9 protein-coding genes are annotated in these 13178 nt (G+C 70.9%); 3 read left to right on the top strand and 6 right to left on the bottom strand.

Features of this window, described 5'->3' with window-relative positions:
- Positions 1 to 257 precede the first annotated feature (257 nt).
- Positions 258 to 1754: a serine/threonine-protein kinase gene (locus DLJ58_RS31380; RefSeq protein ID WP_124862112.1), complete on the top strand. Its 1497-nt coding sequence runs from the start codon at positions 258 to 260 to the stop codon at positions 1752 to 1754.
- A 17-nt stretch (positions 1755 to 1771) separates the two neighbouring features.
- Here the strand turns inward: DLJ58_RS31380 and DLJ58_RS31375 are convergent, their stop codons facing one another.
- The 3 genes from DLJ58_RS31375 to DLJ58_RS31365 form a co-directional block, all read right to left on the bottom strand.
- Positions 1772 to 2317: a hypothetical protein gene (locus tag DLJ58_RS31375; protein WP_124862109.1), complete on the bottom strand. Its 546-nt coding sequence runs from the start codon at positions 2315 to 2317 to the stop codon at positions 1772 to 1774.
- Positions 2314 to 2853, bottom strand: a complete 540-nt coding sequence (locus DLJ58_RS31370) for an RNA polymerase sigma factor (protein WP_124862105.1) — start codon at positions 2851 to 2853, stop codon at positions 2314 to 2316. The genes DLJ58_RS31375 and DLJ58_RS31370 overlap by 4 nt, the downstream gene beginning before the upstream one ends.
- Before the next feature lie 99 nt (positions 2854 to 2952).
- A complete protein-coding gene (locus DLJ58_RS31365) occupies positions 2953 to 3573 on the bottom strand; it encodes an L-threonylcarbamoyladenylate synthase (RefSeq protein WP_124862103.1) in 621 nt (206 codons plus the stop codon).
- 144 nt (positions 3574 to 3717) lie between these two features.
- Here DLJ58_RS31365 and dnaE point away from each other — a divergent pair, with 144 nt between their 5' ends.
- Complete coding sequence (dnaE, locus tag DLJ58_RS31360) at positions 3718 to 7248, top strand: DNA polymerase III subunit alpha (RefSeq protein ID WP_124862100.1); 3531 nt, start codon at positions 3718 to 3720, stop codon at positions 7246 to 7248.
- Between the two features lie 44 nt (positions 7249 to 7292).
- On the opposite strand, the gene abc-f is transcribed toward dnaE, so the two are convergent.
- The 3 genes from abc-f to DLJ58_RS31345 all read right to left on the bottom strand — a co-directional run bounded on the left by abc-f (position 7293) and on the right by DLJ58_RS31345 (position 11547).
- Positions 7293 to 8930: a ribosomal protection-like ABC-F family protein gene (gene abc-f, locus DLJ58_RS31355; protein WP_124862097.1), complete on the bottom strand. Its 1638-nt coding sequence runs from the start codon at positions 8928 to 8930 to the stop codon at positions 7293 to 7295.
- Between the two features lie 338 nt (positions 8931 to 9268).
- Positions 9269 to 9964 carry a response regulator gene (locus tag DLJ58_RS31350; RefSeq protein ID WP_124862094.1) on the bottom strand — a complete coding sequence of 232 codons (696 nt, stop codon included), beginning with the start codon at positions 9962 to 9964 and terminating at the stop codon, positions 9269 to 9271.
- Positions 9961 to 11547: an ATP-binding protein gene (locus DLJ58_RS31345; protein WP_124862091.1), complete on the bottom strand. Its 1587-nt coding sequence runs from the start codon at positions 11545 to 11547 to the stop codon at positions 9961 to 9963. The genes DLJ58_RS31350 and DLJ58_RS31345 overlap by 4 nt, the downstream gene beginning before the upstream one ends.
- 98 nt (positions 11548 to 11645) lie before the next feature.
- Between DLJ58_RS31345 and DLJ58_RS31340 the strand changes: the two genes are divergently transcribed.
- Positions 11646 to 13031, top strand: a complete 1386-nt coding sequence (locus DLJ58_RS31340) for a cation:dicarboxylate symporter family transporter (protein WP_124862088.1) — start codon at positions 11646 to 11648, stop codon at positions 13029 to 13031.
- The last annotated feature ends 147 nt before the right edge of the window (positions 13032 to 13178 follow it).

Here is a 13178-nt window from a genome sequence, read left to right as displayed (position 1 = left end):
GGCCGAGGCGGGCGCGGTGCCGCCGGCCAGGGGCGCCGCCGCCGCCGGGTCGGCGACGGTCGCCGGGACGAGCGTGCCGAGCGCCAACGCGGCGGTGGTGAGGAGGATCGCGGGACGGTTCATGGTGGCTCCTTCGGTGATGGGTCTCCTGCCCTCTTAGTCACCGCGCCAGGGCCAACGGTTCGTCGGGATTGCGACCGGCCGGGTCTACTGTGCAGAGAAACGCCGACCGACCGTGCAGGCCGGGGGTGACAGGGGTGACGGCTCCACTGCGGATCGGGCCCTACGCCGTCGAGCGGCTGCTCGGCGTCGGCTCGTTCGCGACGGTCTGGCTGGGCTACGACAGTGCGCTCGACGCGCACGTGGCGATCAAGGTGCTGGCCGAGAACTGGAGCCACGACCTACGGGTGCGGGAACGCTTCCTCGACGAGGCCCGGCTGCTGCGCCGGCTGGAGCACGAACGGCTGATCCGGGTGCACGCCGTCGGTGAGCTGCCCGACGGCCGCCCGTACGCGGTCCTGGCCTGGGCGGACGGGGGCAGCCTGCGGGACCGGCTGGCTGCTGGCGAGCTCCCCGCGCCGACGGCGTTGCGGCTGCTCGGCGAGGTCTGCGCCGGGGTCGCCGTGCTGCACCGCCACGGTGTCGTGCACCGTGATCTCACCCCGGGCAACATCCTGTTCCGCTCCGCCGGCCCCGGCGGCGGGGAACAGGTGCTGATCGCCGACCTCGGCCTGGCCAAGGCGCTCGCCGCCGCCTCCGGGCTGACGGCTCGGGCCGGCACCCCGGGTTACATGGCCCCCGAACAGGACGACCCGGGAGCGGTGGTCGACACCCGCGCCGACGTGTACGGGCTCGGCCGGCTCGGCATCCGACTGCTGGCCGCCGACCCGTCGAGCGCGAACCCGACCAGGCCCGATCCGCCTCGGCACTCCCCGGAGATCCGACTGCGGGACGACGTGCCTCCGGCGGTCGCGGCGGTGCTCGCCCGGGCCACCGCCCACCGCCCGGCCGAGCGCTACCCCGACGCCGCGACCCTGCACGCCGCGTTGATCCGCGCGAGCCGCGCGGCGGAGCGACCAGTCGCGTTGATCGACGGCAGCGGCCCGGCGCGGCGTCCGGTCGCGTCGACCCGCGCGAGCGGCCCGGCCGGATCGGCTACGGCAACCGGTCCGACGCAACAGCCGTCACCCCGGCCGGAGGCCCGCCGCCGGTGGCGGCTGGCCGGGGCCGCCGTGCTGGCCGTCGCCGCGGTGGGTGGAGTGGGCGCCGAGTCGGGTGCCGGCGGGTCGGGTCGGTCGGCCGGCGGCACGTACACGACCGGGCCACTGACCGTGGCGTTGCCGTCCGGCTGGTCCGCCACGGGTGCCACCTGGGCCGGTCAGTACGGTGCCGACGGCGAACCCGAACCGGCGCTGGTGATGTCACCGCAACCCCGCCGGTGGGCCGCCGACCCCCGCCTGCCGGGCGCGTTCGTGGGTCTCTCCGTCAGCACGGCGGCACGCACCACGCCGGCCGGGTTCCTGGCCGAGCGCACGCACGGCGACTGCATGCCCGCGCCGGCCCGGGTCACCCGGCAGGGGGGCGTTGAGTGGACCGTGGTGGCGTACCGCTGCGAGCGGGGCCGTCCACAGATCATCGAGTCGGCCGCCCCGCACCCCGGCCGACCCGCCCTGGTGTACGTGCAGATCGTCCCACCCGCGGACGGCGGACCCGACTTCGTGGACACCCTGCTCGCCGGTGTACACCTGCGGTAGGTAGGGCCCAACCCGCCCTAGCGGACCACCACGGTGATGGTGTGCTCCCGGCCCTCCTTGGGGATCGTCACGGCGACCGTGCCGGGGCGGACGAAGCGGATGTCCACCACGCCGGCCTCGTACTGCTGGGAGACCAGCTCCGGGCGGTCCACGGTGACCAGCCCCGGCCCGATGCCCTGGATGCGCAGCACCGCACCGGTGGCGAAGCAGAGCGATTTGAGCAGCTCGATCTCGGTCTCGGCGAGCGGCAGGTCGTAGCGGACCGCGCCCTGACAGGCCGGTGTCGCGTCGGTCGGCGGGGGAGTCGTCCGGGGCGTACCCCTTGTTCTGGTGGGTGTGGGCGGTGGCGCGGCCGGGCGCGCGCTGGTCGGCGGCGGTCGGGACGGCGACCCGGTGGGAGTGGGAATCGCGGAGGTCGTGGAGATCGTGGAGGGTGTCGGCGTCGTACGGGTCGGGCCGGGCGGTTGGACGGGCAGGGGCGAGACGGCGTCGGCGCCGCAGGCGGCGACCCCCACAGTGGCCGCGAGGACGACGACGACCCGGCGGAACGACGTGCGGCTCATTCCGCGCCGAGCCGTTGCCGGACCTGCCGCCGGGCCAGGTGCAACCGGGACTTCACAGTGCCCACCGGCACGTCGAGCAGGGCGGCTATCTCCGGATAGCTCAGCCCGAGAACGTCGCGCAGGGCGACCACCTCGGCGAGGTCGGGGTGGACCGCGTCGAAGGCGTCGAGCAGGTCGAGGCGGGTGCCCGCGACCACGCTGGTCCGTCGCGGGTCGGCCTGGTCGGGCAGCGGTACGCCCTCGGCCTCCAGCCGGCAGCGGCGGCGCAGCGTGCGGTACGTGGAGCGGGCCCGGTTGGCGGTCAGCCGGTGCAGCCAGGTGCGGAACGAGGAGCGTCCCTCGAACCGGGTGATGCCGTTGGCCAGGGCCAGGAGGGTGTCCTGGCAGGCTTCCTCGGCGTCCTCCCGGCTGGGCAGGAACCGGGCGCACAGTCGCAGCACCTCCGGGCGCACCGCGACCAGCAGGGCGTTCAGCGCGGCCGGGTCGCCGTGCGCGGCGGACCGGGCCAGGGCGTCGATGTCGTCCGCGTCGGGCATGCCGGTTGTCCAATGCTCGCCGGTGCCGATCCCTGAGCGTACGACCGGTGCCGCCGCGGCGGCCCGGTAGCGTCCGGCACCCGACGCGAGACCGGCGCGCTACTCGAAGCGGGACACGTCTCCGGCGCCCCTGCGCAGGATTTCCGGCTCGGGCCCGGACAGGTCGATCACGGTTGTCGGCTCCTTACCGCAGTCGCCGGCGTCGAGCACCGCGTCGAGCTGGTGGTCGAGCCGTTCCTTGATCTCCCAGCCCTGGGTCATCGGCTCCTCGTCGCCGGGCAGGACCAGCGTGCTGGAGACCAGCGGTTCGGCCAACTCGGCCAGCAGCGCCTGGGTGACGGTGTGCCGGGGCACCCGCACGCCGACGGTGCGCTTCTTCGGGTGCAGCATCCGGCGGGGCACCTCTCGGGTGGCCGGCAGGATGAACGTGTAGCTGCCCGGGGTGGACGCCTTCACCAGACGGAAGACCGAGTTGCTGATCTGCACGAACTGGCCGAGCTGGGCGAAGTCGTGGCAGACCAGCGTGAAGTGGTGCCGATCATCGAGGTGTCGGATCTGTCGGATCCGGTCCAGCCCGTCCTGGTTGCCCAGTTTAGTGCCGAGCGCGTAGCAGGAGTCCGTCGGGTAGGCGACCAGCCCACCACTGCGGATCAGGTCGGCGACCTGCCCGATGACCCGGGGCTGTGGGTTCTCCGGGTGTACGTCGTAGTACCTCGCCATCCTCCGAGACTAGGCGCACAGGGGGAGGATCAGGAGACGAGGGCCACCCTCGGCGCGGACGGTGGAGCCGCCGAGATCACCTCGGTAGGGTAGGTCCCGGTCGGCTCCGACCAACAAGATCCACACCGCCGGGGGGCGCCACGCATGGCTGATTCGTTCGCGCATCTGCACGTGCACACCGAGTACTCGATGCTCGACGGAGCGGCCCGACTGAAGGACCTGTTCGCCGAGGCCAATCGGCTGGGCATGCCCGCTGTGGCGATCACCGACCACGGCAACATGCACGGCGCGAACGACTTCTACAACCAGGCGATGGCCGCCGGGATCACTCCGATCCTGGGCGTCGAGGCGTACGTGGCGCCGGAGTCGCGCTATCACAAGGCGCGGGTCAAGTGGGGTCGCCCGGAGCAGAAGAGCGACGACATCTCCGGTAACGGCGCGATCACCCACAAGACCATGTGGGCGAAGAACGCGCAGGGCCTGAAGAACCTGTTCACCCTCAACTCGCGCGCCTCCATGGAGGGGCACTACGTCAAGTGGCCCCGGATGGACATGGAGCTGATCGCCGAGCACGCCGAGGGGATCATGGCCACCACCGGCTGCCCGTCCGGCGCGGTGCAGACCCGGCTGCGGCTGGGCCAGTTCGACGAGGCCCTCAAGGTCGCCGCCAGCTACCAGGACATCTTCGGCAAGGACAACTACTTCCTGGAGATCATGGATCACGGCCTCTCCATCGAGAGCCGGGTCCGCGAGGGGCTCACCGAGATCGCCCGCAAGCTGGACATCCCGCCGGTGGTCACGAACGACTCCCACTACACCCACGAGGCGCAGGCCACCGCCCACGACGTGCTGCTCTGCGTGCAGACCGGCAGCAACATCGACGACCCCAACCGGTTCCGGTTCGAGGGCGGCGGCTACTTCGTCAAGAGCGCCGACCAGATGCGCGCTGTGGACTCGTCCGAGCTGTGGCAGGAGGGCTGCCGCAACACCCTGCTGGTGGCCGAGAAGGTCGACCCGAAGGGCATGTTCGAGTTCCACAACCTGATGCCGCGCTTCCCGGTGCCCGAGGGGGAGACCGAGGAGTCCTGGTTCCGCAAGGAGACCTTCGCCGGCCTGGCCCGCCGCTATCCGAACGGCATCCCGGAGGGGCACGTCGTCCAGGCCGAGTACGAGCTGGGTGTCATCAACCAGATGGGCTTCCCGTCCTACTTCCTGGTGGTCGCCGACTTCATCCAGTGGGCGAAGAACCAGGGCATCGCTGTGGGTCCGGGCCGTGGTTCGGCCGCCGGGTCGCTCGTCGCGTACGCGCTGGGCATCACCGACCTGGACCCGATCCAGCACGGCCTGATCTTCGAGCGGTTCCTCAACCCCGAGCGGGTGTCGATGCCGGATGTCGACATCGACTTCGACGAGCGTCGGCGCGGCGAGGTGATCAAGTACGTCACCGACAAGTGGGGTGAGGACAAGGTCGCCCAGATCGCGACCTTCGGCACGATCAAGGCGAAGGCCGCGATCAAGGACTCGGCCCGGGTCCTCGGCTTCCCGTACGCGGTCGGCGACCGGATCACCAAGGCCATGCCACCGGCGGTGATGGGCAAGGACATCCCGCTCACCGGCATCTTCGACAACAAGCACCCCCGCTACGCCGAGGCGGGCGAGATCCGCGGCCTGTACGACTCCGACCCGGACGTCCGCAAGGTGATCGACACGGCCAAGGGCATCGAGGGGCTGATCCGGCAGACCGGTGTGCACGCCGCCGGCGTCATCATGTCCGCCGAGCCGATCATCGAGCACATCCCGTTGACGCGCCGCGACGCCGACGGGGCGATCATCACGCAGTTCGACTACCCGACCTGCGAGTCGCTCGGGCTGCTGAAGATGGACTTCCTCGGCCTGCGCAACCTGACGATCATCGACGACGCGGTCAAGAACATCGAGCTGAACCACGGCCGGAAGCTCGACCTGCTGGGCCTGCCGCTGGACGACAAGGCCGCGTACGAGCTGCTGGCCCGCGGTGACACCCTGGGCGTGTTCCAGCTCGACGGTGGGCCGATGCGGTCCCTGCTGCGGTTGATGAAGCCGGACAACTTCGAAGACATCTCCGCCGTCCTGGCCCTGTACCGACCCGGTCCGATGGGCGTCGACTCGCACACCAACTACGCGCTGCGCAAGAACGGCCTCCAGGAGATCACGCCGATCCACCCGGAGCTGGAGGAGCCGCTGCGGGAGATCCTGGCGCCCACCCACGGCCTGATCGTCTACCAGGAGCAGGTGCAGCGCGCCGCGCAGATCCTCGCCGGCTACACCCTCGGTCAGGCGGACCTGCTGCGCCGGGCCATGGGTAAGAAGAAGAAGGAGATCCTCGACAAGGAGTTCATCCCGTTCCGGGACGGCTGCCGCGAGCGCGGCTACTCCGACGAGGCGATCCAGGCGGTGTGGGACGTCCTGGTGCCGTTCGCCGGGTACGCCTTCAACAAGGCGCACTCCGCCGCGTACGGCCTGGTCTCCTACTGGACCGCGTACCTGAAGGCGCACTACCCGGCGGAGTACATGGCCGGGTTGCTGACCAGCGTCGGCGACGACAAGGACAAGATGGCGCTCTACCTGGCCGAGTGTCGCCGGATGCGCATCCAGGTGCTGCCGCCGGACGTGAACACCTCGGCCGGGCCGTTCACCCCGGTCGGCAAGGACATCCGCTTCGGCCTCGCGGCCGTCCGCAACGTCGGGGCGAACGTGGTCGCGTCGATCATGCGCTGCCGGGATGAGAAGGGCGAGTACGCCGACTTCTACGACTTCCTGTCCAAGGTGGACGCGGTGGTCTGCAACAAGAAGACCATCGAATCGCTGATCAAGGCGGGTGCTTTCGACTCCCTCGACCACCCCCGCAAGGGCCTGCTCGCGGTGCACGCCGACGCGATCGACGCGTACGCCGACGTCAAGCGCAAGGAGGCCGTCGGCCAGTACGACCTGTTCGGTGCCGGCTTCGGTGACGCGGACACCGGCAGCACCACGGTGATGCCGACCATCGCGGTCAGCGAGTGGGACAAGCGCGACAAGTTGGCCTTCGAGCGGGAGATGCTCGGCCTGTACGTCTCCGACCACCCGCTGTTCGGTCTGGAGCACATCCTCAACGCGGCAGCCGACACCACCATCGCCTCGCTGGCCGAGGAGGGCGGGGTGCCCGACGGGGCGGTCGTCACCCTCGCCGGCATCCTCTCCGGGGTGCAGCGCCGGGTCACCAAGCAGGGGCGGGCCTGGGCGTCGGCCACCCTGGAGGACCTGGCCGGTGGGGTGGAGACGCTGTTCTTCCCCAACACCTACGAGGTGATCGGGCAGTACATCGCCGAGGACGCCATCGTGGTGGTCAAGGGTCGGGTGGACCGTCGCGACGACACCCCAAGGATCATGGCGATGGACATGTCCATGCCGGACGTCAGCACCAGCGCCACCAACAAGCCGGTCACCCTCACCATCCCTGTGCACCGCTGCACGCCACCGCTGGTGGAGAAACTCAAGGAGACCCTGGTGCTGCACCCCGGCGACACCGAGGTGCACGTCAAACTGCAGAACGGCGGGCGCACCACCACCCTGCGACTGGGTCCGTTCCGGGTGGCGGCGACGACCGCGCTGATGGGTGACCTGAAGAGCGTCCTCGGCCCGGCCAACGTGAGCTGAGCCGGCCTCGGTCCGGCCGGCGTGCGCCGGCCGGACCGCCGGGCTCAGACCCGCTCGGGGGCGCTGATCTCGTGCAGTTGACCGTCGGCCAACCGCAACCAACGCTGCACGCCGATCTCGGCGAGGAACCGTTCGTCGTGGCTGACCACCACGAACGCCCCCTGGTACGCGGACAGCGCGCTCTCCAACTGACCCACGCTGACCAGGTCCAGGTTGTTGGTCGGCTCGTCGAGCAGCAGCAGTTGCGGCGCCGGCTCGGCGCAGAGCACACAGGCGAGGGTGGCGCGCAGCCGTTCACCGCCGGAGAGCACCCCGACCGGCAGGTTCACCCGGGCGCCCCGGAACAGGAACCGGGCGAGCAGGTTCATCCGCTTGGCGTCCGGCAGGCTCGGCGCGTACGCGGCGAAGTTCTCCGCCACCGTGCGGTCAAGGTCCAGCAGGTCCAGCCGCTGCGACAGGTACGCGATCCGCCCTTCGCCGCGCTTCAGCTCACCGCCGGACGGTTGCAGGTCACCGTTGACCAGGCGCAGCAGGGTCGACTTGCCGACGCCGTTCGCCCCGGTCAGGGCGATCCGTTCCGGTCCCCGTATCACCAGGTCGGCGCCGTCACCGCCGAACAGCTCCCGGTCGTCGAAGTGGGCCCGCATCCCGTGGCCGGAGAAGACCGTGCGCCCGCCCGGGACTGTGGTGTCGGGCAGGTCCACGACGATGCGGTCCTCGTCGCGTACCGCCCGGCCGGCCTCGTCAAGTCGGGCCTTGGCCTGGCCGAGCCGGGACGAGTGCGTCTCCTGCGCCTTGCCCGCCGACTCCTGCGCGCTGCGCTTGAGCCCACCGGCGACGATCCGGGCCAGGCCGGCGTTCTTCAGGTTCTTCGAGGCGTTGCTGGCCCGCCGGTCGGCCCGCTCCCGGGCCTGCTGCATCTCCCGCTTCTCCCGCTTGACCTCCTGCTCGGCGTTGCGCAGGTTGCTCTCGGCCACTTCCCGTGCCGCCTGCACCGCCTCGGTGTACGCGGTGAAGTTGCCCCCGTACCAGCGGATCTCGCCCTGGTCCAGCTCGGCGATGCGGTCCATCCGGTCCAGCAGTTCCCGGTCGTGGCTGACCAGCAGCAGGCATCCGGACCACTCGGTGAGGACGTCGTAGAGCTTGTGCCGGGCCTCCAGGTCCAGGTTGTTGGTCGGCTCGTCGAGCAGCAGCACGTCCGGGCGGCGCAGCAGTTGCGCCGCCAGGCCGAGGGAGACCACCTGGCCGCCGCTGAGGGTGTGCAGCCGGCGGTCGAGCGACAGCTCCCCCAGGCCGAGCCGGTCCAGCTCCGAGCGGGTGCGCTCCTCGATGTCCCAGTCGTCGCCGATGGTGGCGAAGTGCTCCTCGCTGGCGTCGCCGGCCTCGATGGCGTGCAGCGCCGCGATCCGCTCGGCCACGCCCAGCACCTGCGCCACGCTCAGGTCGCCGACCAGCGGCAGCGTCTGCGGGAGGTAACCGAGCACACCGTCGACGGTGACGCTGCCGCCGCTGGGCCGCAGCTCCCCGGCGATCAGCCGGAGCAGGGTGCTCTTGCCGGCGCCGTTGGGCGCGACCAGGCCGGTGCGACCGCCGGGAACGGTGAAGGACAGCTCCGAGAAGACCGGGGTGTCGTCCGGCCAGGAGAAAGACAGGTTCGAGCAGACAACGAACGCATCAGACATGCGAGTGACCTCAAAGGGTGGGGTAGGGCGCGTGTAAGCCGCCCGACGACAACGGGAACCGGTGAAACGACGACATGGCCACGGCGGCTGCGCGGAAGCGCGCCGAACCGATGGCCGAACACATCCGGTCTCACCCGGAGATGTCGTCGTCACCCGCCATGTCTGGTCTCCCTGGTCGTACCGCTAACCCAACTCCGCCGAGTCTAACAACGGATCTCCGCCCCGCCACCGGGTTCCGGCCAGGCTCCGCCCACCCCCGCCGATCTTGCACTTGCGGTTGTAAAAATGTCGTTTTCGCGGGCAATAGTCCCGACAGAAAGTGCAAGATCGGCGAGGTGTTAGCGGGGGCGGTACTCGACCTCGGGGCGGCCGGGCGTGCCGTAACGAGGGCTGCGGGTGGCCCGGTCGACGGTGACCAGATACTCCAGGTAGCGGCGGGCTGTCACCCGGGAGATGCCGGTCAGCGCGCTCACCTCGGTCGCGGACAGCCCGACCTCCGTGCGGGTGCCGTCGATGAGCGCGGCGCGTACCCGATCGAGGGTCTGCGCGTCGAGCCCCTTGGGCAGGCTGTGCCCGGCGGTGCCGCGCAGGGTGGCGAACATCTGGTCCACCTCGTGCTGGGCGGCGACCTCGCCGTCGGCGAGCGCCTGGGCGCGGTAGTCGGCGTACCGCTCCAACTTGTCGCGGAACGCGGCGAACGTGAACGGCTTGAGCAGGTAGTGGGTCACTCCGAGAGAGACCGCGGTGCGCACCACCGCCAGGTCCCGCGCGGACGTCACCGCGAGCACGTCGACGCTGCTGCCGGCCGCGCGCAGCGCCCGGCAGACGTCCAGGCCGTGCAGGTCGGGCAGCCGAAAATCAAGGAGTACGAGGTCCACGTCGCCGCCGCCGCCCGCGCGCAGGGCCGCCATCGCCGCCCGCGCGGTGTGCGCCACCCCGACCACAATGAAACCGGGAACCCGTTCGGTGTACGCGCTGTGCGCCTCGGCCAGCAGCGGCTCGTCCTCGACGACCAGTACCCGGATGGCGCTCATGACCGCTCGATCCTGCTCGGCAGCCGGACGGTGAACAGGCTGCCGCCGTCGTCGGAGCGACAGACCTCGGCGCTGCCGCCGTGCCGGCGCACCACCTGCCCGACCAGCGCCAGGCCGAGGCCCCGGCCGGTGCTCTTGGTGGACCAGCCGCGCCGGAACGCGTCGGCGACCCGCTCCGGGGCCAGACCGGGGCCGCTGTCGGCCACCCGGACCACCAACTCGTCGTCGGTCGCGCCGACGAAGACCCGCACCCGGCGCGGCGGCGGCGTACCGGCCACCGCCTCCAGGGCGTTGTCGACCAGGTTGCCGACCACGGTGAGCAGGTCACCGGTCGGCAGCGGACTGTCGTCGAGGCGGCAGTCCGGCTCGATGACCAGATCCACCCCGCGCTCGCCGGCCTGTGCGGACTTGCCGAGCAGCAGGGCGGCCAACGCCGGCTCGGTCACCGCGCCGACCACCCGGTCGGTCAGCTGTTGGGCGAGGGCCAGGTCCCGGGTGCCGAGCCGGACGGCCTCGTCGGCGCGGCCCAGCTCCACCAGGGTCAGTACGGTGTGCAGCCGGTTGGCCGACTCGTGGGTCTGCGCCTGCAACGCCTCGGTCAACGCGCGCACCGAATCCAGTTCGCTGGCCAGCGTGCGCAACTCGGTCTGGTCGCGCAGGGTCAGCACGGTGCCGAGCACCGTGCCCTCGAAGCGGGTGGTCCGCTGGTTGGCGACGAGCACCCGGTCACCGGCGAGGATCGGCTCGTCGCGGGCGTCGCGCCCGGAGTCGAGCAGTTCGGCCGCCGCGGGTGGCAGGTCGATTCCGGCCACCGGTTGGTCGATCACCGGCGCGTCCGCGTCGAGCCCCAACAGCCGGCGGCCCTCGTCGTTCACCAGCGCCACCCGACGATCGGTGGTCAGCACGACGAGACCTTCGCGCACCGAGTGCAGAACGGCGTCGTAGTACTCGTACATCCGCGTCATCTGGGCCGGCCCCAGACCGTGCGTCTGGCGACGGAGCCGGCGGCTGAGCAGCCAGGAGCCCGTCGCGGCGAGCGCCAGAGCCGGCGCGACCACACCGAACAGCACCGGCAACTGGCCGAGCAACTTCCTGTCGATCTCGCGGGTGGTGATGCCCACCGAGACCAGACCGACGAGGCGTCGCTGCCCGTCGTACACCGGAACGACCGCGCGCACCGACTCGCCGAGCGTCCCGACGTTGGTGGTGGTGAACGCGCGGCCCGCCAGAGCGGGCCCGATCTCACCGACGAACGGCTCGCCGATCCGGTCCTGGGTCGGGTGCGAGAAACGGGTGCGGTCGGGGGCCATCACCACCACGAAGTCGGTGCCCGTGGCCTTCCGGGTCGATTCGGCGTACGGCTGAAGGATCCTCGCGGGGTCGGCGGTCGTGAGGGCCGCCCGGACATCGGGGGAGCCGGCCACGGTCTGCGCCACCGCGAGCACCTCCTCCTGGGCGGCCTGGCGGGAGTCGCTGCGAGCCAGCCAGACGGCGCCCGCCGCGCCGGCCAGCACGAGCAGCGTCACCACCATCGCCTGGAGGGCGAAGAGTTGCCCCGCGATGCTCCACTGGCGTCGGGCCACCTCCACCACCTCCCTCGTCGCGCCACCGTTTCTGCCGTCGCGGTGAACAGAATGACCGCAAGGCTGTCAATGGGTGAGACGCGCTTCACATTGTCGACATGGACACCACCGCATCCGCCACCACCTCGACACCGGCGGTCCGCCGGGACCGTACCCGTTACCTGTATCTGGCCGTCATCGTGGCCGTGGTCGCCGGCATCGTGGTCGGCCTGGTCGCCCCCGAATTCGGCAAGGAACTCAAGCCGATCGGCACCGGCTTCGTCAACCTGATCAAGATGATGATCAGCCCGGTCATCTTCTGCACCATCGTGCTCGGCGTCGGCTCCGTCCGGCAGGCCGCGAAGGTCGGCAAGGTCGGCGGCCTGGCCCTCGGCTACTTCCTGACCATGTCGACCGTCGCGCTCGCCATCGGCCTGGTCGTCGGCAACCTCATCCACCCCGGCTCGGGCCTGAACCTCGGCCCGGACCTCGTCGGCTCCGGCAAGGCCGCCGCCGGTGACGAGGCCGCCGGTACGGCCGACTTCCTGCTCGGGATCATCCCGACGACGTTGCTCTCCTCGCTCACCGAGGGCAAGGTGCTCCAGACGCTGCTGGTCGCACTACTGGTCGGCTTTGCCGTCCAGGCCATGGGCCGGCGGGGTGAGCCGGTGCTCAGCGCCATCACCGTCATCCAGCGGGTCGTCTTCAAGGTCCTCGCCATGATCATGTGGCTGGCGCCGATCGGGGCGTTCGGCGCGATGGCCGCCGTGGTCGGCGCGACCGGCGTGGACGCCCTCAAGAGCCTCGCCCAGATCATGGTGGGCTTCTACGCCACCTGTCTGATCTTCGTGCTGGTGTTCCTGGGCGCGCTGCTGTGGTTCGTGGCCCGGATCTCGATCTTCTCGCTGCTGCGTTACCTGGGCCGGGAGTTCCTGCTGATCCTGTCGACCTCGTCGTCGGAGTCGGCGCTGCCGCGGCTGATCGCCAAGATGGAGCACTTCGGCGTGAGCAAGCCGGTCGTCGGCATCACGGTGCCGACCGGCTACTCGTTCAACCTGGACGGTACGGCGATCTACCTGACCATGGCGTCGCTGTTCATCGCCGACGCGCTGGGCAAGCCGTTGGCCATCGGCGAGCAGATCTCGCTGCTGCTGTTCATGATCATTGCGTCGAAGGGCGCCGCCGGGGTCACCGGGGCCGGGCTGGCCACGCTGGCCGGCGGCCTCCAGTCGCACCGGCCGGACCTCGTCGACGGGGTCGGGCTGATCGTCGGCATCGACCGGTTCATGTCGGAGGCTCGGGCGCTGACCAACTTCGCCGGCAACGCGGTGGCGACCGTACTGGTGGGAACCTGGACCGGAGAGTTCGACCGGGAACGGGCGGTGGGTGTGCTGAGCGGCAACGACCCGTTCGACGAGGCCACCATGGTCGACGAGCACGACGACGACGAGGCGGCGTCCCGCCCCGACGAGAAGGAGGCCACGCCGGCCGGAGTCCCGGCCTGAGTCGAGGCGTGGACCCGGGGTCGCGGCGGCGCAGTGCCGCCGCGACGCCGACCCCCCCCGTTGATCAAGAGGCTTGCGTCACGACACCCCGGGATGGGTGACGCAAAGCTCTTGATCAACCGGGGCTGGGCTGGGGTGGGGTGGGGT

This window comes from Micromonospora arida (genome assembly GCF_003857035.1).
GTDB lineage: Bacteria > Actinomycetota > Actinomycetes > Mycobacteriales > Micromonosporaceae > Micromonospora > Micromonospora arida.
This window is presented reverse-complemented; position numbering and strand designations above follow the sequence as displayed.